The 19,742-nt window shown below is 72.5% G+C and carries 14 protein-coding genes and 1 pseudogene; 10 read left to right on the top strand and 5 right to left on the bottom strand.

Annotated elements, in window-relative coordinates; translation table 11 throughout:
• The first annotated feature begins 53 nt into the window (after positions 1–53).
• Positions 54–2,450 (top strand): DEAD/DEAH box helicase, encoded by a 2,397-nt coding sequence (locus tag ACIBCT_RS00170; protein WP_399185180.1) that lies wholly within the window; start codon positions 54–56, stop codon positions 2,448–2,450.
• Here ACIBCT_RS00170 and ACIBCT_RS00165 read toward each other — a convergent pair.
• The 4 genes from ACIBCT_RS00165 to ACIBCT_RS00150 form a co-directional block, all read right to left on the bottom strand.
• The gene (locus ACIBCT_RS00165) at positions 2,402–3,223 is read right to left on the bottom strand and encodes an alpha/beta fold hydrolase (RefSeq protein ID WP_399185179.1); all 822 of its coding nucleotides are present in this window, start codon (positions 3,221–3,223) and stop codon (positions 2,402–2,404) included. The two genes, ACIBCT_RS00170 and ACIBCT_RS00165, sit on opposite strands and share 49 nt — an antisense overlap.
• 108 nt (positions 3,224–3,331) lie before the next feature.
• Positions 3,332–4,516 carry an acyltransferase family protein gene (locus ACIBCT_RS00160; protein ID WP_399185178.1) on the bottom strand — a complete coding sequence of 395 codons (1,185 nt, stop codon included), beginning with the start codon at positions 4,514–4,516 and terminating at the stop codon, positions 3,332–3,334.
• Between the two features lie 131 nt (positions 4,517–4,647).
• Positions 4,648–5,055 (bottom strand): hypothetical protein, encoded by a 408-nt coding sequence (locus ACIBCT_RS00155; RefSeq protein ID WP_399185177.1) that lies wholly within the window; start codon positions 5,053–5,055, stop codon positions 4,648–4,650.
• A gap of 676 nt (positions 5,056–5,731) precedes the next feature.
• Positions 5,732–6,637, bottom strand: a complete 906-nt coding sequence (locus ACIBCT_RS00150; RefSeq protein ID WP_399185176.1) for an alpha/beta fold hydrolase — start codon at positions 6,635–6,637, stop codon at positions 5,732–5,734.
• An 84-nt stretch (positions 6,638–6,721) separates the two neighbouring features.
• On the opposite strand from ACIBCT_RS00150, the gene ACIBCT_RS00145 reads away from it, so the two are divergent.
• The 8 genes from ACIBCT_RS00145 (at position 6,722) to ACIBCT_RS00110 (ending at position 14,574) form a co-directional block, all read left to right on the top strand.
• Complete coding sequence (locus ACIBCT_RS00145; protein WP_399185175.1) at positions 6,722–7,264, top strand: CGNR zinc finger domain-containing protein; 543 nt, start codon at positions 6,722–6,724, stop codon at positions 7,262–7,264.
• 11 nt (positions 7,265–7,275) lie between these two features.
• On the top strand, positions 7,276–7,770 hold the full coding sequence (locus tag ACIBCT_RS00140) for a GNAT family N-acetyltransferase (protein WP_399185174.1): 495 nt from the start codon (positions 7,276–7,278) through the stop codon (positions 7,768–7,770).
• 62 nt (positions 7,771–7,832) lie between these two features.
• Entirely contained in the window at positions 7,833–8,168 is a 336-nt protein-coding gene (locus ACIBCT_RS00135; RefSeq protein ID WP_344891666.1) for a metalloregulator ArsR/SmtB family transcription factor, read from the top strand.
• On the top strand, positions 8,165–8,623 hold the full coding sequence (locus ACIBCT_RS00130) for an SRPBCC domain-containing protein (protein ID WP_399185173.1): 459 nt from the start codon (positions 8,165–8,167) through the stop codon (positions 8,621–8,623). Before ACIBCT_RS00135 ends, ACIBCT_RS00130 begins: the two co-directional genes overlap by 4 nt.
• Before the next feature lie 132 nt (positions 8,624–8,755).
• The gene (locus ACIBCT_RS00125) at positions 8,756–8,917 is read left to right on the top strand and encodes a hypothetical protein (RefSeq protein WP_399185172.1); all 162 of its coding nucleotides are present in this window, start codon (positions 8,756–8,758) and stop codon (positions 8,915–8,917) included.
• A 333-nt stretch (positions 8,918–9,250) separates the two neighbouring features.
• Complete coding sequence (locus ACIBCT_RS00120; RefSeq protein WP_399185171.1) at positions 9,251–10,375, top strand: polysaccharide deacetylase family protein; 1,125 nt, start codon at positions 9,251–9,253, stop codon at positions 10,373–10,375.
• Positions 10,376–10,644: 269 nt separating this feature from the next.
• A complete protein-coding gene (locus tag ACIBCT_RS00115; RefSeq protein WP_399185170.1) occupies positions 10,645–12,684 on the top strand; it encodes a cellulose binding domain-containing protein in 2,040 nt (679 codons plus the stop codon).
• A 285-nt stretch (positions 12,685–12,969) separates the two neighbouring features.
• Positions 12,970–14,574 carry an ABC-F family ATP-binding cassette domain-containing protein gene (locus ACIBCT_RS00110; RefSeq protein ID WP_399185169.1) on the top strand — a complete coding sequence of 535 codons (1,605 nt, stop codon included), beginning with the start codon at positions 12,970–12,972 and terminating at the stop codon, positions 14,572–14,574.
• A 146-nt stretch (positions 14,575–14,720) separates the two neighbouring features.
• On the opposite strand, the gene ACIBCT_RS00105 is transcribed toward ACIBCT_RS00110, so the two are convergent.
• Positions 14,721–16,193: an MDR family MFS transporter gene (locus ACIBCT_RS00105; protein WP_399185168.1), complete on the bottom strand. Its 1,473-nt coding sequence runs from the start codon at positions 16,191–16,193 to the stop codon at positions 14,721–14,723.
• Positions 16,194–16,651: 458 nt separating this feature from the next.
• On the opposite strand from ACIBCT_RS00105, the pseudogene ACIBCT_RS00100 reads away from it, so the two are divergent.
• Positions 16,652–18,115, top strand: a pseudogene (locus tag ACIBCT_RS00100) (BTAD domain-containing putative transcriptional regulator); the annotation flags it as partial.
• Positions 18,116–19,742: the final 1,627 nt, after the last annotated feature.

Below are 19,742 nucleotides of genomic sequence, written 5' to 3'. Positions count from 1 at the left end.
CGTTGGCAACGGTGAAGCCTGCGATCCGGCCGCGACGGGAGGGGATGGTGAGCGTGGGCGAGAGCGGGCGTAAGGGCGCGGCACCCGCGCCCCGGAGGACACCGGCGCCCCGGAGACCGTCCGCGTCCCGCAGGACGCCCCCGGAGGAGGACACGTCCCGGCCGGCCAGGACGGTTACGTCCGAGCAGCCGCCCCCGCGGACGCCCGGGCCCGCACCGGCGCCCGGGTCCCGGGAGACGCCCTCCCCCCGCCAGGCCAGAGCCCTGTTCCAGCGGGCCGGCCGCCTGCTGGCCCACGCACGCGCGCTGCTCGCCGACGACGCGCGGGCCCACGCCGACGTCCAGCACGCGCTCTCCTCGCTCCGTACCCGCCTGGCCCGCGCCGAGCTGGCCTCGATCCCGCTGACGCGGCTGAAGGACGTCACCGGGGGACGGCTGCGGCTCGGCACCTTCGAGCAGGCCGGGTACGCGACGGTCCTCGACGTCCTGGACAGCACGCCGTACGCGCTCCAGCTGCTGCCCGGGGTGGGCGCGCGGACGGCGGGGCAGGTGCACGCCGCCGCCGGGCAGATCGCCCGGGCCGCGGAAGAGACGGTGACCCTGCGGATCGACGTCGACTCCCAGGACGCCGAGACCACGGCCCTGCTGGTCGCGCTGAACCGGCTGGTGACCGCCGGGCCCGACCTGCCGCGCGCCCGCGCCGCCGCCACCGGGATCGACCGGAGCCTGTCCTCGCTGCTGCCCGCCGCGCAGCCGGCCGGCGGGCGGCTGCGGATGCTGCTCTCGGGCCGCGGGGGCCGTGAGCGGGCCCGCGAGGCCGTCGCGCGGATCGCGGAGGTGCTCGACACGGCGAACGCGTCCGACACGTCGCTGCTGTTCGACCAGGCGTCGGTGGACCTGCTCCGCCCGCCGGTCTCCGACATCGAGGCGTGGGTCGACTTCGAGCTCCGCGCGTCCGAGTACTACAACCTGCTCGCCGAGCTGGCCGCCCTCAAGCCCGACCGCGTCGCCTCCGAGGGCTTCCTGCCCGACGACGTATCGGCGCGGGTCAAGGCCCAGGACCTCGACGACACCCACCGGCGGGTCTCGCTGCGCGGCTACCAGTCGTTCGGCGCCCGGTTCGCCCTCGCCCAGCGCCGGGTGATCCTGGGGGACGAGATGGGCCTGGGCAAGACCATCGAGGCCATCGCCGCGTTCGCGCACCTCAAGGCGGAGGGCGAGCGGCACTTCCTGGTGGCCTGCCCGGCCAGCGTCCTGCTCAACTGGGTGCGCGAGATCGAGGCCCGCAGCACGCTCGCCGCCCACCCGCTGCACGGCCCCGGCCGGGCCGCCGCGCTGACCGGCTGGATCGGCGCGGGCGACGTCGCGGTGACCACGCTGGACACGCTGCACCGCCTGGAGATCCCCGCCGACCTCAGGCTCGGGATGCTCGTGGTCGACGAGGCGCACTACGTCAAGAACCCCGAGACCCGCCGGTCCAAGGCCGTGGCCTCGTGGTGCGGCCGCAGCGAGCGGGTGCTCTTCCTGACCGGCACCCCGATGGAGAACCGCGTCGAGGAGTTCCGCAACCTGGTCGGCCTGCTGCGGCCCGACTTGGTCGCCTCCATCAGGGGCAGTGACGCGGCTGCGGGCGCGCGGGCCTTCCGCAGGGCCGTGGCCCCGGTCTACCTGCGCCGCAACCAGGAGGACGTGCTGACCGAGCTGCCCGACCTCGTCCACGTGGACGAGTGGGAGGAGTTCAGCGCGGCGGACCTGGCCGCCTACCGCAGGGCGGTGGCGAAGGGGAACTTCATGGCGATGCGCCGCGCCGCCTACGCCGTGCCGCGGACGTCGGCCAAGCTGCACCGGCTGCTGGAACTGGTGGACGAGGCCGCGGGCAACGACCTCAAGGTCGTGGTCTTCTCCTACTTCCGCGACGTCATCGCCGCCGTCCACGACGCCCTGGGCGACCGCGCGCACGGCCCGATCTCCGGGGACGTCGGCACCGTCGAGCGCCAGCGGATCGTGGACGCGTTCACCTCCGCCCCCGGCCACGCCGTGCTGCTCAGCCAGATCCAGGCGGGCGGGATCGGCGTCAACCTGCAGGCCGCGTCCGTCGTGATCATCTGCGAGCCCCAGGTCAAGCCGACCATGGAGAGCCAGGCCGTGGCCAGGGCGCACCGCATGGGCCAGGTCCGCAAGGTCCAGGTGCACCGCCTGCTCACGGCCGACAGCGTCGACCAGCGCATGCTCGACATCCTCCGCGGCAAGGCCGGCCTCTTCGACGTGTACGCCCGCCGCAGCGCCCTGGCCGAGTCCACCCCCGACGCGATCGACATCTCCGAGCAGGCGCTGGCCCGCCACATCGTCGAGGAGGAGCAGCGGCGGCTCGCGCTGGGTCCCGCCGGCGGTGCGGGAGCCGTTCAGGACGTGACGAAGGCCAGCAGGTCGGTGCCGAACTCGTCCTTGTAGGCGCCGACCAGGCCGTGCGGACGGCCGGGGTAGACCTTCAGGGTGGCGTCCTTGATGAGTTTCGCCGACTTCAGGCCGGCGGCGCCGATGGGCACGATCTGGTCGTCGTCACCGTGCGCGACCAGCGTCGGGACGTCGAAGCGCTTGAGGTCCTCGGTGAAGTCGGTCTCGGAGAACTGCTTGACGCAGTCGTACGCGCCCTTGAGGCCCACCTGCATGCCCCACATCCAGAACGCGTCGCGCGCGCCCTGCGACACCTGTGCACCGGGCCGGTTGAATCCGAAGAAGGACATGCTGAGGTCCCGGTAGAACTGCGAGCGGTCGGCCGCGACACCCGCGCGGATGCCGTCGAACACGTCGATCGGCAGGCCGTCGGGGTTGGCGTCCGTCCTGACCATGATCGGCGGGACCGCGCCCAGCAGGACCGCCTTGGACACGCGGGAGGTGCCGTGCCGGCCGATGTAGCGGGCCACCTCGCCGCCGCCGGTGGAGTGGCCGACCAGGATCGCGTCCCGCAGGTCGAGGGTCTCGACGAGCTTGGCGAGGTCGTCGGCGTAGGTGTCCATGTCGTTGCCGTGCCAGGGCTGCCCGGAGCGGCCGTGCCCGCGGCGGTCGTGGGCGACGGCGCGGAAGCCGTGCTCCGCGACCAGCATCATCTGGTCGTCCCAGGTGTCGGCGTTGAGCGGCCAGCCGTGGCTGAAGACGACCGGCCTGCCCGCGCCCCAGTCCTTGTAGAAGATCTGGGTGCCGTCGTCGGTGGTGATGAAGCTCATGGTGCCTACCTCGAAGCGCTGGGCGAACCGGACATGCTTCGACGGTAGGCAGCCGGAAGCCCTCCCAATCGGCCGGAAGGCCCCATCACCGGAAATCCGATCACATACTTAACCGCTCTTGACCCGGGCCGGCGCTTTGCGAGGGTCCTCCTCCACGGATCCGTCCCCGGAGGGACGCCCGGCCGGGCTCCGGACGAGACGCCTTCCGAGACGCCGGCCCGGGTCCTCGATCAGGCGGTGGGTCAGGTGACAGAGCGGCACCAGGACGAGCAGGAACGTCCACAGGTTCGGGCTCACCCGCAGCAGCAGCGGGTGGAGCAGGTAGAGGGAGAAGCTGATCACCCCGAGGTGGGCGAGCGGCCGGGGGAACCGCCGGTGCCGCAGCGCGAACGCTCCCCCGAAGAACCCCGCGGCCAGCACGATCGCCGGTGCCCAGCCGGGGTCGTCCTTGGCGAGGAGCCCGCAGGCCGTCACCGTCAGCACGGCGGCGACGGCGGTACGCCACCGGATCGTGCCCTGCTCCGCCCGGTACACGGCGGTGCCCGCGAACATCAGGGCCAGGATCGTCAGCCCCTGCCACGCCCCGATCCGGCTGCCCAGGATCACCAGGGCCAGGCCGAGGACGCCACCGGTCACCGCGGCGGCCGTGCGCGCCGTGCCGCGCGCCCACGCCGACACGACGACGACCGCGACGACCGCGACGGCGAGGAGCGCGGCGGTCAGGTCGGCACGACCGCGGATGAGCGGGCCCGGCAGCAGCAGCCCGAGCGGTACGGCCACCACCGCCAGCACGGCCGCGACGGCGGCCGACCGGTGCGCCCGCCCCGTCGCGAACAACCCGACCGCCATCAGGTAGAACGCCATCTCGTACGAGAGCGTCCACATCACGTCGATGACGGCGGGCACGCCGAGCAGTTCCTGCAGCATCGTCAGGTTCCCCAGCGCGACGAGCGGCAGCGGACGCGTCGCCGTACCGGGATGCAACGCGAAAGCGCCGGTCCGGGCGAGCAGGAGCGCCAGGCCGAGCGCGGCCAGCAGCAGCGGCAGCAGCCTGAAGGCCCGGCCGATCCAGAAGGCCCGCAGGTCACCGCGCCGTTCCAGGGAGGCGGGGATGATGTACCCGCTGACCAGGAAGAACACGAAGACGCCCCAGGTCCCGACATCGATCCTGCGGTCCACCTCGGCCCACAGGCCCGGGACGAAGGTCCAGCCGGAGTGGTGCAGCGCGACGGCCAGCGCGGCGGGTCCGCGCAGCGCGTCCAGCCAGGCCAGCCGCGAGGGGGTCGGAGCCATTCGCCCGACTTTAGGGGATCCCGCGGACATCCGGGCGTGAACCCCCGCCCGGCTGTCGCCCGCACCACCGGGCCGTGCGACGCGGCAGGCGGCATCCCTGGTCGATGAAGGGATATTTCGCCTTCTCTCCGTTAATCGGCGGCACCGTCCCGCGGCCTTTTCGGTAAGCCATCCTCCCTGCTGAGAGTCGTTTTGCCGTTAGCAGGAACGGCCGGTGCGAGCATCGCCGGAGAGCTAGAACCGATCATGATAACTGGGGGAAAAATGCTCCGAAAACTGATCCCGGCCCTGGTCGTGGTTGCGGCCGCCGGGTCACCGGCCACCGTGACCGCGGCGTGGGGGGAGAGCACGAGGACCGCCGCGGAGGTGCGGACGGCCGCCGTGTCGGACGGGCGGTCGACCGGCACGTGCAGCCCCGGATCGCCCTGCGCGCTGGTCAACTGCGGTCCGGGACGCATCTGCGTGCCCTCGCCCAAGCACTGCTTCACCACGCCCTGCCCGCAGTACGACTGCGTGCCGATCCCGTCGATACCGAACACGGGCTACTGGCCCTCCTATCCGGGATGGCGTCCGCCGTACCCGGGCTGGCGCCCGCCCTACCCGTCGTGGCGACCGCCGTACCCGACCCAGTGGCGTCCGCCGTACCCGGGCTGGCGCCCGCCGTACCCGTCGTGGCGACCGCCGTACCCGGCTCCGCGCCCGCCGTACCCGGGGTGGCGTCCTCCGTACGCGGCGCCGATCCCTCCGGGTCCGGGTCCGCGACCGCCCTATCCGGCACCGCGGCCGCCCTTCCCCGGACCGCGCCCCGTCCACATGGGAGGCTGACAGGCCGATGACGGGCCGCCCGGGGAGCGTCGCTCGCGGTGGTTCCCGATCTCCGATCGGGACGGCCGCAGGGGCCGCGTCCGGGGCGGATCCGTCGCCGGGGGTCACACCCGCGCCGTACGGGGAACCGGGCATGCCCGGACGCGCGGAGCGGGCAGGGGAACCCGGGTCGTCAGGACGACGGCCCGGGTTCCCCCGTCTTTCCCGGGGCCGGTCACCGGGTCCCGTCCCCGGCGAGGAGACGGTCCCGCCCCCGCGGAGACCCTCCTCGTGCGGGCCGTCGCCGTGCGGGCCGTCCCGGTGCGGGCCGTCGTCGCGCGGGCCGTCCCGGTGTGAGCCGTCGCCGTGCGGGCCGTTCCCATGCGGGCCGTCGTCGCGCGGCGTCCTTGCTCAGGTCGTCGCCGTACGAGCCGTCGTCGCATGTGTCGTCCCGTACAGGTCGTCGACGAAGTCCGCGATGAGCGGGGCGATCTCGGGGAGGTTCTCCTCCAGGGCGAAGTGCCCGGTCTCGAAGAGGTGGAGCCGCGCGTCCGGCAGGTCGCGGAGGTAGGCGCGGGCTCCGGCCTCGGTGAAGAACGGGTCCCGGGTGCCCCACACGACGAGGGCGGGTGGCCGGTGCTCGCGCAGCCAGCGCTGCCACTCGGGGTAGAGGGCGACGTTCGAGTGGTAGTCCAGCGCCAGGCCGGCCTGCGCGTCCTTGCGGCCGGGAAGGTCGAGGAAGTGCTGGTCCAGGGTCCAGCCGTCCGGGGCGATGCGCTCGACGTCGGTGGTGCCCCCCTCGTACTGGTCGCGGGTCACCTCGAGCTCGAACAGCCGCCGGACGTTCTCCTCGGCCCCGGGGACACCCGGCCGGTTGGCGATCGTCTCCCGGGCCACGTCCGACAGGCCGTCCTCGTAGGCGTTGGCGTTCTGCACGATCAGACCGGCGATCCGCCCGGGGTCGCGGGTGGCCAGCCGGAGGCCGGCCGGTCCCCCGAAGTCGAAGGTGTACATCACGAACCTGTCGAGCCCCAGCGCCGACACGAACCCCTCCAGGACGTCCGCCAGCCGGTCGAAGGAGTACGTGAAGCCCTCGGGCACCTCGGTGTGCCCGAAGCCGGGAAGGTCCGGGGCGATCATCACGTACCGGTCGCCGAGGGCGTCCATCAGCCGGCGGAACTGGTGCGAGCCCGAGGGGAAACCGTGCAGCAGGAGCAGCACCGGCGCGTCCGGCGTCCCGGCGGGGCCGGTCTGCCGATAGAAGACGCGGACCCCGCCGACGTCCAGGAAGCGGTGGAACACGTGCGGAACGGTCATCCACATGCCTTTCAGAGATGATGATGCATTAGTTATAGCCAGGAGGTTTCTAATGCGTCAATCGCCGGATGTACCATTAACGGCATGATCCTGGTCGGAGAGCCGCTCGCGCTCGACCTGCTCAACACCCGGTGGCGCGACGGCGACCTGCTGGAGGAGGACGCGTCGTTCCGTGACTGGCTGGCCGCCCAGCAGGGACGCCTGACCCCGCCGGAGGCGGAGGTCGACCTCGACGCGGTACGGCGGCTGCGCCAGGCGGTCCAGGAGTGCGTCGAGCACGTCCGCGCGGGCGGCCCGCCCCCCGCCCCGGCACTGCGCGTCCTCAACGAGGCGCTGCGGCACGCGCCCGCCCACCGCGAGCTGGACTGGCCGGACGTCCTGGTCAGGCGCGGCGGCGACCCCACCGCCAGGCTGCTGGCCGAGCTCGCCGAGTCCGCCGTGGACCTGCTCGCCGGTCCCGACATCGGCAGGGTCCGCGGCTGCGCCGGGCCGGGCTGCCGGTTACTCTTCCTCCCGGCCCATCCGCGCCGTCGCTGGTGCTCGGCCGCGCTGTGCGGCAACCGGGTCCGCGTCGCCCGCTACTACCGGCGCCACAACGCGCCCGCGGACGGCGCGTCCCCGGAGTGAGAGGACACGACATGGATCTGCGGCCCTTCACCGAGGCCCACGCGACCACGGTCGCCGGCTGGCCCACCTCGGCGCGCGAGGTCGAGATGTGGTGCGCGCGGACGGAGTTCCCGCTGTCGCCCCGGACCGTCACCGGGTGGCAGCTGGACGAGGACGTCCGCTCCCACCTGCTCTTCGAGGGCCCCTCCGGCGACGGCGACCCGCTCGGCTACGGGGAGCTCTGGCTCGACACCGAGGAGGACGAGGTCGAGCTCGCCCGGCTCATCGTGGCGCCCGGCGCCCGCGGCAGGGGCGTCGGCCGGGAACTGGTGCGGGCGCTGACCGTCCTGGCCCGGGACACGGGCCTGGCGGACGTCTTCATGCGGGTCCACCCGGACAACGACCGGGCCCTGCGCTGCTACCGGGGGGCCGGTTTCCTGCCGGTCGATCCCGCGCTGGCCGCGGCGTGGAACGCCCCCCAGCCGGTCGACTACGTGTGGCTGCGGCACGCGGAGCCCGCGTCGTAGTCCGCGGAACCCGCTCGCCCTCGACATTGCACCTTTCGGTTCAGTGTCCTACACTGAACCATATGGTTCAGCAATTGGCGCTCGATCGAGCGTTCTCAGCGCTGGCGGACGCGACACGGCGGCAGATCCTGGTCCGCCTGAGCGAGGGGCCGGCATCGATCGGCGAACTGGCCGAGCCGTTCGGCATGTCGCTGACCGGCATGAAGAAACACGTCCTCGTTCTGGAGAACGCCGGCCTGGTCACCACCGAGAAGGTCGGCCGGTCGCGGCAGTGCCGCCTGGGGACCGAACGATTGGACGACGCCATGGCCTGGATCTCCTTCTACCAGCGTCTGTGGGAACGCAGGCTCGACGGGCTCGACGCCTACTTCACCCTCAGGAAAGGAACCGAACAGTGACCGCTCAGACCGGAACCGCACAGCTGCGGTTGACCCGCGTGCTCCCCGCCACCCCCGAGGAGGTCTTCGACGCCTACACCGACGCGGAGAAGCAGAAGATCTGGTTCAGCATCCTCGACGAGACCCCCGGGGTCGTCGAGATCGAGGTCGACCTGCGGGTCGGTGGCCTGCAGACCGCCGTCTGGGGACCGGATCGCGACACCCTGTTCCGCGAGACGCAGACCTTCATGGTGATCGACCCTCCGAAGCGCCTGGTCACCGAGTCCACCGGCAGCAGCCCGGACGGGACGACCATGACGACGACGGTCGAGATCACCTTCGAGGAGCACGAGAAGGGGACGCTCCTCACCGTGGTGCAGAGCGGCTTCCCCGACGCCGAGACGCGCGACTTCTTCAGCCGGCACGCCTGGGTCGGGGCGTTCGACCGCATCGAGGCCTACCTTCTCCGCCGGTGACGACCCGCACCGTACGACGGAGACGCGCGTGACCACGTCGCCCGGCGTCGACGACCGGACCCGGGAGCGGGGGCGCGACGCCGGCACGGCAGCGTCGTCGCCCCACTGCTCGCCCTTGTGACCATTCCCGTCATGACGATTCCCGCCGACCTCGACACCGTCTCCACGGTCACGCCGGCACTGTGCCACGTCGTTCTCGCGCCCGTCACGGTCGCGGGACTCCTGGCGATACGCGGGCTCGATCGCGGGCCGGACGCTTCCGTCGGGTCCGGCGGGCACGGCACGCGGCCGTAGGGCCCGGACGCCCCCGGCCACCTGCGGATCGACCACGCCGCCCACGGTCCGAATATCGGCCCCCGAAAGTTTCATCCGCTTATCAGCAGGCACATAGCGCAATAAGTCTGTGAAACATTCATTTTTTCGAAACATTCCGAAAGTTCATTGACACATTTCGTGGGCCTTCACAGAATGAGTCCCGAGTGGAGCTCTCCACACCTTCACCCGGGTGAACGATGACGGATCGCGTCTCGGCGCGGCCCTGTGACCTGCGTGTTCCGGCCGCGGCGAGCCGCGGCCGGAACACGCGCATCCCCCGTCTCCGATCGGTGTTCCAGTGGAGGAACAGACATGATCGATCGCTCTCTCGTCCTCGGCGGGCACCGGAAGCGCCGCCCGGCTCTCCGGAACGCGCTCGTCATGGGCACCGTGGGAATTCTCGTCGCGGCGTTCACCGTGGCCCTGTCGGCCCTGTCGGCCCTGTCGGTCCCGGCGGGCGCCGCGAGCACGCCCGGCGCGGTGACCGGGACGGGCCGCTCCCTCGACAGCGGCGGTAGCGGTGCCCGGGCCGACTGCAGCGCCGGATACGTCGGCCTGACCTTCGACGACGGCCCCAACCCCGGTACCACCGCCTCCCTGCTGAACGCGCTCACGTCGAACGGGTTGCGCGCCACGATGTTCAACGTCGGGCAGAACGTCCAGAACAACGCGGCACTGGTCCGGGCCCAGCGGGACGCCGGCATGTGGATCGGCAACCACAGCTGGACCCATCCCCACCTGACCCAGATGAGCGGCTCGCAGATCCAGTCGGAGCTCCAGCGGACCCAGCAGGCCCTCCAGCAGGTCACCGGCACCGCGCCGAGGCTGTTTCGGCCGCCGTACGGGGAGACCAACGCCACGGTCAGGTCGATCGAGCAGCAGCTCGGCCTCACCGAGATCCTCTGGGACGTCGACTCCCGGGACTGGAACGGCGCGAGCACCGCGCAGATCGTGCAGGCCGCGGGCACCCTGCAGAACGGCCAGATCATCCTCATGCACGACAACTACGCGACGACGATCGCCGCGATCCCGCAGATCGCCGCCGGCCTCAGGAGCCGCAACCTGTGCGCGGGCATGATCTCGCCCTCGACCGGCAGGGCCGTCGCGCCGGCCGACGGTCCCGGCCCGACGCCCACCCCGACCCCCACGCCGACGCCGACGCCCTCCGGTGGCTGCACGGCCACGATCTCCCCGGGACAGCAGTGGGGTGACCGGTTCAACCTGTCGGTCACCGTCTCGGGGACCGGCGCGTGGGTCGCCACGGTGACCGTGCGCAGCCCGCAGAGGATCATCAACACCTGGAACGGCACCCCGAGCTGGGACTCGAGCGGCACCGTCATGACGATGAGGCCCAACGGCAGCGGGAACACGTTCGGCTTCACGGTCCAGCACGGCGGGGACCGGACCTGGCCGTCCGTCTCCTGCCGCGCCGCCTGAGGCCCGCGCCGGGACCCCGTACGAGGCCGTGCGGTGTGACGGTCCCCGATCGTCCGGCGACCCCGGATCACCCCGATCGTCACACCGCACGGCCCCCCGACGAACGTGGCACCGGACCCCGCGCGCGGCCGGTGTCCACCGCCGTGACCAGCGGATGTGAAAGTTTCACCGACGGTTGACGGATGCGGTGCGACCACCCATGATCATGGTGCCTCCGGGTCAGGAGGGGGCGTCGTGTGAATGCCACTATCCGTTGCCGAGGTGCACCGATGCCAAGAACCCTGTTACGGGCCGCGTCCGCCGTTCTGCTGACGCTGGCCACCCTGAACGTCCCCGTGGCGCACGCCGACGAGGCCGATCCGGTCGCGGTGACCGTGAACGCCCGCGCCGCGCTCGCCCCCGTCCCCGAGACCGGCATCGGCACCAACCATGCGATCTGGGACACACAGCTGGGCAACGACACGACCGCCGACCTGCTCAAGGACGCGGGCGTGAAGGTGCTGCGCTATCCCGGCGGCTCGTACTCCGACATCTACCACTGGGCCGACCACACCGCTCCCGGCGGCTACGTGGCCCCCAACACCGACTTCGACACCTTCATGCGCGGCGTGCGGCGCACCGGCGCGCAGCCGATGGTGACCGCCAACTACGGCACCGGCACGGCGGCCGAGGCCGCGGCCTGGGTCCGGTACGCCAACGTCACCAAGGACTACGGCGTCAAGTACTGGGAGATCGGCAACGAGAACTACGGCAACGGCCGTTACGGCGCCGCCTGGGAGGCCGACGACCACGCCGACAAGAGCCCGGCCGAGTACGCGCGCCACGTCGTGGCCTACTCCGACGCGATGAAGGCCGTCGACCCGACCATCAAGATCGGCGCCGTGCTGACCACCCCGGCCAACTGGCCCGACGCCATCGTCGCCGACGGCGACACCGGAAGCTGGAACGACGTCGTCCTGGCCGCCGCCGGATCGAAGATCGACTTCGTGATCCTGCACTGGTACCCCGGATCCCTCGACAAGACCGGTCACATCCCCGACATGATCGACCTCACCCGGCGGCAGATCGCCAGGCACGTCGGAGCGGGCTCGGAGCGGATCGGCATCGCGATGACCGAGTTCAACACCGGGTCGAACACCAACGGCACCAACACCCAGCCCGGCGCGCTGGCCGCGGCCGACGCCTACGCGACGCTGCTGGCCAACGGGGTGTTCACGGTCGACTGGTGGAACGTCCGCAACGGCATCGGCACCGTCACGCAGGTCGAGGGGCACACCGACTACGGCGACTTCGGCCTGCTGTCCAGCGGGACGTGCACCGCCGACGGCAGCGTCTGCGAGCCGGCGGTGAACACGCCCTTCGCGCCGTACTACGCGCTGCAGATGGTGAGCAGGTTCGCCCGCTCCGGTGACCGGTTCATCCGGGCCGCGACCGACGAGGCGAAGGTCACCGCGCACGCCGTGCGCCGCGCCAACGGCGACCTGGCCGTCATGCTGATCAACACGTCGTCCGACACGTCCTACCCCGTCACGATCGACTACTCCGGCTTCAGCCCCGCGCCCGGCGCTCCCACCGTGCTGACGCACACCAACGGCGCCACGAGCATCACCGAGTCGGCCACGGGCAGCGCGACCGGCCGGACGCTGCCGCCGCTCTCGCTGACCACGCTCGTCCTGCGTCCCTCCTCCGTCCAGGCCGGCCTGCCGGGCGCGCCGGGGCAGCCGACGGTCTCGAACGTGACGGACACCACCGCCACGATCTCCTGGCCCGCCGCCTCCGCCGGTACGCGCCCGGTCGTGAAGTACGAGGTCAGCCGCCAGAACGGGGCCGTCAGCGAGCAGGTCGGCGAGACGGGCGGCACCTCGGTCACCGTGAACAACCTGAAGCCGGGCACGCGCTACACGGTCAACGTGATCGCCCGGGACGGCGGCGGCGGCACCTCCGCCCCCTCCGCGCCGCTGACGTTCACGACCGGCACCCCCGCCTCCAGCACGTGCTCGGTACGCCTGACCAAGCAGTCCGACTGGGCCAACGGCTACGTCGGCGCCATCGACATCACCAACAACGGCGCGCCGGTCAACGGCTGGACCCTGACCTTCGGCTGGCCCAGGACGTGGCAGAGCCTGGGCAGCGGCTGGGGCGCCGTCTGGACGCAGACCGGGCAGAACGTCAAGGTCGTCAACGAGCCCGGAAACGGCTCGCTGGCCACCGGCGCGACGGCCACGGTCGGCTTCGTCGGCAACTACAGCGGCCCGAACACGCTGCCCTCCGTCTTCACCCTCAATGGAACCGTCTGCACGACCCGCTAGCGGCGACGGGGGCCGTCCCGCCTGGACGGCCCCCGTCACCCGGTAATGGCGTTGACAACCCTCGCGTCCCGCTCGTACGGTTGACAGGTCCCCGTCGTCGTCGATCGGAGCCAGGACGTTGTACGTCTGAGGTCTGAGACACCGTGCCGCGCAGCGACCCTCCGTCGCTGTCCGTGTGCTCGCGTGCGACCTCGGCCGCAGAGCCGTCCGCCCGACCGGGACCTGTCTCCCCTCACGGTGTCTCCATCCGTTGCCCTGCTCTTCTCGCAACGACCGGAGGCCTCCATGTCTCATACCCCCACCTTTGTCACCTGCTCGTCCCTCTCCTTCGCCTGGCCCGACGGGACGACCGTCTTCGACGGCCTCCAGCTGGCCGTCGGCCCCGGCAGGACCGGCCTGATCGGGCTCAACGGCTCGGGGAAGTCGACCCTGCTGCGGCTGCTGGCCGGTGAGCTCACTCCTTCCGCGGGCACGGTCAAGGCCTCCGGCGACATCGGGTACCTCCCGCAGACCGTCGTCCTCGACACCGGCCTGCGGGTGGACCAGGCCCTCGGCATCGCCGCCGTACGGGCCGGGCTGCTCGCCATCGAGGCGGGCGACACGAGCGAGGAGCACTTCGCCGCGGTCGGCGACGACTGGGACGTCGAGGAACGGGCCCGCGCCACCCTCGACCAGCTCGGGCTCGGGCACATCGGCCTCGACCGCACCGTCGGCGAGCTGTCGGGCGGCGAGTGCGTCCTGCTCCGGCTCGCCGCGCTGCTGCTGGCCCGCCCCGCCGTCCTGCTGCTGGACGAGCCCACCAACAACCTCGACCTGGTCGCCAGGGAGCGGCTGTACGCGGCCGTGGACTCCTGGTCGGGGGTGATGGTCGTGGTCAGCCACGACCGCGCCCTGCTGGAGCGGGTCGACCGGATCGCGGACCTGCGCGACGGCGAGGTGCGCTGGTACGGCGGGACCTACTCGGCCTACGAGGAGGCGCTGGCCCAGGAGCAGGAGGCGGCCGAGCGGATGGTCCGCGTCGCCGAGGCCGACGTGCAGCGGCAGAAGCGGGAGCTGGCCGACGCCCACGTGAAACTGGCCAGGCGGGTTCGGTACGGCCAGAAGATGTACGACACGAAACGGGAGCCGCGGGTCGTCATGAAGGCGCGCAAGCGCGCGGCCCAGGTGTCCGCGGGCAAGCACCGGATCATGCACTCCGAGAAGCTCGCGGAGGCCAGGGAGCGCCTCGACGAGGCGGTGGAGGCCGTACGGGACGACGACGAGATCAGGATCGAGCTGCCGCGCACCGCCGTCCCGCCGGACCGGGCGGTCCTGACCCTGCGCGACCTGCGCCTGCGGTACGGAGCCCCGGCCGGCGGGACCTTCGGGCAGGCGGGCGGCGGGCTCCAGGTCCACGGCCCGGAACGGATCTCCCTGACCGGGCGCAACGGCTCGGGCAAGACGACGCTGCTGCGCACGATCGCCGGAGAGCTGGAGCCGGTCTCCGGACAGGTGCAGGTCCACGTCCCGCTGCGGTTCCTGCCGCAGCGGCTCGACATCCTGGACGACTCCCTGAGCGTGGCCGGGAACGTGGCCCGTTTCGCGCCCGGGGCGACGAACAACGCGATCCGTGCCCGGCTCGCGCGCTTCCTCTTCCGGGGGGCGAGCGCCGACCGGCCGGCCGGCACCCTGTCGGGCGGGGAGCGTTTCCGCGCCTCACTGGCGGCACTGCTGCTGGCGGAGCCCGCGCCACAGCTGCTGCTGCTGGACGAGCCGACCAACAACCTGGACCTGGCGAGCACCAGGCGGCTCACGGAGGCGCTGCGCGCGTACGAGGGCGCGCTGATCGTCGCGAGCCACGACGCGCCGTTCCTGGACGCGATCGGCATCACCCGCCGGCTGACCCTCTGACCCACGGGCGACCGGCTCTCCCCCGGAGGGCCGGCCGTCCCCTCACCGGGGTCCGCGGCCGTGGACGTGATCCTCCCCGCCGGGCACGGCCTGCCCGGCGGGGAGGATCACGTCCTCTCGTTCCGCCGTCGTCCGTTCCGCCGTCGTCAGGCCGGAACCATCGGCCGGGTCTCCTCCTCGGCCTCGTCGTTCCTGTCCGCGCGGGCGGGCAGGAGCAGGGCGGCGACGACCACGGCCACGGACAGCGCCGCGCCGATGATGAAGGCCAGCCGCATGCCGCCGAGGTCGGCGAGCACCTTCGTGGCCCCCTCGGACACCAGGGTCTCGGATCGCGCGCTCATCACGGTGACCACGAGCGCGGTGCCGATGGCCGCGGCCACCTGCTGCAGCGTGCTCAGGATCGAGCTGGCGTGGGAGTAGAGCGGCGACGGGACCGCGCCGAGCCCGAGGGTGAACACCGGGGTGAACGTCGCGGCCAGGCTCACCATCAGCAGCGCGTGCAGGCCGAGGAGCTGCCAGATCGGCATGGTCATCGTGATCTGGGTGAAGCCGGTGAGCGCGAGCGTGATCCCGATCGCCCCGGGGATCACCAGGACCCGGCCGCCGAACCGGTCGAACAGGCGGCCGATGGTCGGGCCGAGCAGCCCCATCGCGAGACCGCCCGGCATCACGAGGAGGCCGGTCTCCAGGGCGCTGAGGCCGCGGACGTTCTGCAGGTACAGCGGCAGCAGGATCATGGATCCGAGCATGGCCATGAAGGCCACCGACATCAGGATCAAAGCGATCGTGTAGGTGCGGTGGCGCAGGGTGCGCAGGTCCAGCAGCGGCACGTCGCGCTTCTGCAGCGACAGCTGGCGGAACACGAAGACCACGATGGCGGCCAGGCCGGCCGCCACGATCGTGACGGCGGTGCCGGTGTCGCCGCCCTCGAACCGGCTGAGCCCGTAGACCAGGCCGCCGAAGCCCGCGGCCGCGGTCACCACGCTCAGCCAGTCGACGGTGCTGTACTTGGGCTCGCCGACGTTCTTGAGCTGCTTCAGCCCGAACCAGGTGATCACGGCGGCGATGGGGAACACCACGGCGAACAGCAGCCGCCAGGATCCGAACTGCAGGATCACCCCCGAGACCGTCGGGCCCATGGCGGGCGCGACCGAGATGGCCAGGGAGAGGGTGCCCATCACCCGGCCCCGGTCCTCCTCGGGCACCACCTGCATCAGCGTGGTCATCAGCAGCGGCATCATCACCGCCGTACCGGACGCCTGGATGATGCGGGCGCCCAGCAGCACCTCGAACGAGGGCGCGACGGCGGCCAGCGCGGTGCCGAGCAGGAACAGGCTCATCGCGGTGGCGTACGCGCCCCGGGTGGACACCCGTTGCAGGAACCAGCCGGTGATCGGGATGACGGCGGCCATGGTCAGCATGAAGGCGGTCGAGAGCCACTGCGCGGTCTGCTCGGTGATGTTCAGCGCGCCCATCAGCCGCGGGATCGCGTTGATCATGATGGTCTCGTTGAGGATGACCACGAACGTGGCGAGCACCAGCAGCCGGATCACGGGCGGGGTGCGACCCGGGGCGGTGGTCGCTTGCTTGGCGGGTGAGTCGGTCTGCGGGGTCGACACGGTTCCTCGATCTGGATCGTCGGGCATGGCACGGTCATGGCTGGCGTCCCAGCCGGGGGTCTCACAAGAAGTCGTGGTCATGTCAGAGTGACGGACAGCACCGACAAAACTCATCGCCCTACCCCAGCATTTCGGCAAGTTACGGGAGATGTCATCCGGTTTTCACCGGCGGACGACGCCCCCGATCACGTGCAAGCACCCTCGTGACGCCTCGTGGCCTGCGAGAACGTCCCGCACACGGGTTCCTGGGGCGATGGGGCCGCCCCGGGGTGAGAATCTCGGACCGGGAGCGGGCTCCGATCCCGGACGACCGGCCCGTCCCGCCGCCGGACGCCCCGGAGCCCTGGAGCCCTGGAGCCCTGGAGCCCTGGAGCCCTGGAGCTCCGGTGCCCCGGTGCCCCGATGCCCTGGTGGAGCGACGCCCGGGTTCCGGGGTGACATGTCCGTAAGCTGAGGGTGTGTCTCCCGTACTGGTCCTGCTCGACGGCGTCCGCTGGCAGGGTGCGCGCGTGATCGGTGATCGCGCGCGGACCCTGCTGGCCGTGCTCGCCCTGCACGGGCGGGCCGGGGTCGGTGACGAGCGCCTGATCGAGGAGCTGTGGCCCGACGAGGCCCCGGCCAACCCGGCGAAGGCGCTGCAGGTGGTCGTCTCGCGTACCAGGGCGGCGACCCATGCCGACGTCGTGGTGCGGATCCCGCGCGGCTACCGGCTCGGGCTGCCCGCCGGCCAGGTGGACGCGCTGCTGCTCGACGCGCTGGTGGAGCAGGCACGGGCCGCGCTCGGCGAGGACGACACCGAGCTCGCCCGCCGACGTGCCGAGGAGGCCCTGGACCTCGCGGCCGGCGGCCCGGACGGCGCCACCGGCCCGCTCGCCGAGCTCAGGGACGCCGCGGCGGGCCGGGCGGCCGAGGCGCGGCGGGTGGCGGCGATCGCGCGGGGCCGGAGCGGCGCCCACGAGAGCGCGCTGCCGCTGCTGGAGGAGGCCGCGGCCGACCGGCCGCACGACGAGGAGCTGCTCGCCTGCCTGCTGCGCAGCGAGGCCGCCGTACGGGGTGCCGCCGCCGCCCTGGAGCGCTACGAGCGGTACCGCGCGGGCGTGGCCGCGCGGCTCGGCACCGCACCGGGGCCCGAGCTGGCCCGCGTGTACGCCGGGCTCCTCGCCGCCGACCGGCCGGTGCGCGAGGGCATCCTGTTCGACGGCTCCTCGCTGCTCGGCCGTGACGGCGACATCCGCGCGGTGCACGCCCTGCTGCAGACGAACCGGGTGATCTCCATCGTCGGCCCCGGCGGGCTGGGCAAGACGCGGCTGGCCCATGTCGTCGGCAGGAACGCCGCGCAGCCCGTCGCCCACTTCGTCGAGCTCGTCGGCGTCTCCTCCCCGGAGGGCGTGGTGGGCGAGGTCGGGTCGGCGCTCGGGATCCGGGACTCGGTCAGCGGGCGCCGCGCCATGACCACCGCGCAGCGCTCCGACGTCCGCGCCCGGATCGCCCGGCATCTCGACCAGGCCCCGGCGCTGCTGATCCTGGACAACTGCGAGCACGTGATCGGGGCCGTCGCCGACCTGGTGTCGTTCCTGACCGTGACGACCCGCGACCTGCGGGTGCTCGTCACCTCGCGCGCCCCCCTGTCGATCCCCGCCGAACGCGTCTACCCGCTCGGCGAGCTGCCCGCGGGCGACGCGGTCGAGCTGTTCCGCCAGCGCGCCACGGCCGCCCGCCCGGACGTGCGGATCGGCGAGGGAGCGGTCGAGGAGGTCGTCGCCCGCCTCGACGGACTGCCGCTGGCGATCGAGCTGGCCGCGGCCAGGGTACGGACGATGTCGGTGGAGGAGATCGCGCGGCGCCTGGCGGACCGGTTCGCCCTGCTGCGCGGCGGGAACCGCACGGCCCCCGACCGGCACCGGACGCTGCTCGCGGTCATCGACTGGTCATGGAACCTGCTCCAGGAGCCGGAACGGCGGGCGTTGCGGTGGCTGTCGCTGTTCGGCGACGGTTTCACGCTGGCCGCGGCCGAGCACGTCCTCGGCCCGGACGCGCTGCGCGCCGTGGACGCGCTGACCGAGCAGTCGATGCTGAGCGTCCGCGAGACGGCGTACGGACTGCGTTACCGGATGCTGGAGACCGTCAGGGAGTTCGGACGGATGCGGCTGGAACAGGCCGGGGAGAAGGAGGCCGCCCGGCGGGCGCAGCGGGCCTGGGCGACGTCGTACGCCCTCGGACACGCCTTCGAGCTGTTCGGCCCGGCGCAGTTCGCGGCGGCCGACGCGTTGGGCGCCGAGGAGGGCAACCTCGCCGACCTGCTCCGCCAGGCCCTCGGCGAGACCGATCCGGCCACGACGGTGCAGTTGCTGACCGGTGTCGGCGCGCTGTGGTCGGTCCGCGGCGACCACTCCCGCATCCTCGTCCACCAGGACGCGATCACCGAGGTGGTCACCGGCTGGACGCCGCCGCCGCACCTCGTCCAGCCGGCCAGGGTCGCCGCGGTGGTCACGCTCATGAACATCGCGATCGCCACCGACCGCCGTGCCGGTCCGCTGTACGACCTGCTGCGGGCACTGCCCGTCGACGACACGATGAACTCCCGCGTGGTGGCGATGGCCACGGTGCTGCTCGCGTGCGACGAGGCCGGCCGCGACGGCATGCGCCGGCGGCTGGCGGAGCTGCGCCGGAGTCCCGACCACGACGTGGCCGTCGCGGCGACGCAGATGAGCATCCACGTCCTGGAGAACGCGGGGGACGTGACCGGGGCGATCGAGGCCGCCGAGCGGACGCTGACGATGCTCCGCGAGGACGAGGGACCGTGGGCCACGGCGATCACGCACGCCATACTGGCCCACCTGAGCATGCAGGTCGGCGACCGCCGCCGGGCGGTCGGGCACGCGCGGACCGCCGTCCCGGTGCTGAGCCGGCTCGGCGCCGGCGACGACGAGACCCAGCTCCGCTCGGTGCTGCTGGTCTCCGCGCTCGCCGACGGCGACCTCGACGCGGCCGAGACCGAGCTCGCCGAGATCACCCGGATCAACGACAACGAGGCGGTGCTCAGCGGGGTGGCGACCGGCTCGCTGTGCGCGGCCGAGATCGCCCTCGCCCGCGGCGAGACGGCCGCCGCGCTCGCGCAGTACCGCCTGGCCGTCCAGCGGGCGCACGCCCTGCGCCTGCCGGGGGTGCCGGGCACGGAGCTCACACCGTGGTCGGTCGCCGCGATGTCGGTCGCCCTGACGGCGTACGCGCACCACGCCTCGCAGCAGGACGTCCGGTACGGCGAGGAGCTGTTCGCCGCCGTCGGGGACTGCGACCTGCTGGCCGCGGAGAACCCGGTCCTGGACTACCCGCTGTGCGGCTCGATGCTGTTCGCGCTCGGTTCCTGGGGGCTGCTGCGCGGGGCCGTGGCCCCGGGCGACGCGATCAGGCTGCTGGTGCTGGCCGAGCGGTTCGCGTACCACGGCAGCCTGCCCAGCATGACCTTCGGGCGGATCGAGCCGTACGCGGAGCGGGCCGCGCCCGGGATGACGGCCGTCCTGCGGGCCGGGTACGGCGACCGGCGCGGCC

This window comes from Streptosporangium sp. NPDC050855 (genome assembly GCF_044456585.1).
Lineage (GTDB): Bacteria > Actinomycetota > Actinomycetes > Streptosporangiales > Streptosporangiaceae > Streptosporangium > Streptosporangium longisporum.
This window is presented reverse-complemented; position numbering and strand designations above follow the sequence as displayed.

Excerpts from the sequence above, each read along its gene's own strand:
- ACIBCT_RS00165 (WP_399185179.1), bottom strand. The coding sequence starts at position 3,223 with ATGAGCTTCATCACCACCGACGACGGCACCCAGATCTTCTACAAGGAC.
- ACIBCT_RS00160 (WP_399185178.1), bottom strand. The coding sequence starts at position 4,516 with ATGGCTCCGACCCCCTCGCGGCTGGCCTGGCTGGACGCGCTGCGCGGA.
- ACIBCT_RS00150 (WP_399185176.1), bottom strand. The coding sequence starts at position 6,637 with ATGACCGTTCCGCACGTGTTCCACCGCTTCCTGGACGTCGGCGGGGTC.
- ACIBCT_RS00145 (WP_399185175.1), top strand. The coding sequence starts at position 6,722 with ATGATCCTGGTCGGAGAGCCGCTCGCGCTCGACCTGCTCAACACCCGG.
- ACIBCT_RS00140 (WP_399185174.1), top strand. The coding sequence starts at position 7,276 with ATGGATCTGCGGCCCTTCACCGAGGCCCACGCGACCACGGTCGCCGGC.
- ACIBCT_RS00135 (WP_344891666.1), top strand. The coding sequence starts at position 7,833 with ATGGTTCAGCAATTGGCGCTCGATCGAGCGTTCTCAGCGCTGGCGGAC.
- ACIBCT_RS00125 (WP_399185172.1), top strand. The coding sequence starts at position 8,756 with ATGACGATTCCCGCCGACCTCGACACCGTCTCCACGGTCACGCCGGCA.
- ACIBCT_RS00120 (WP_399185171.1), top strand. The coding sequence starts at position 9,251 with ATGATCGATCGCTCTCTCGTCCTCGGCGGGCACCGGAAGCGCCGCCCG.
- ACIBCT_RS00115 (WP_399185170.1), top strand. The coding sequence starts at position 10,645 with ATGCCAAGAACCCTGTTACGGGCCGCGTCCGCCGTTCTGCTGACGCTG.
- ACIBCT_RS00110 (WP_399185169.1), top strand. The coding sequence starts at position 12,970 with ATGTCTCATACCCCCACCTTTGTCACCTGCTCGTCCCTCTCCTTCGCC.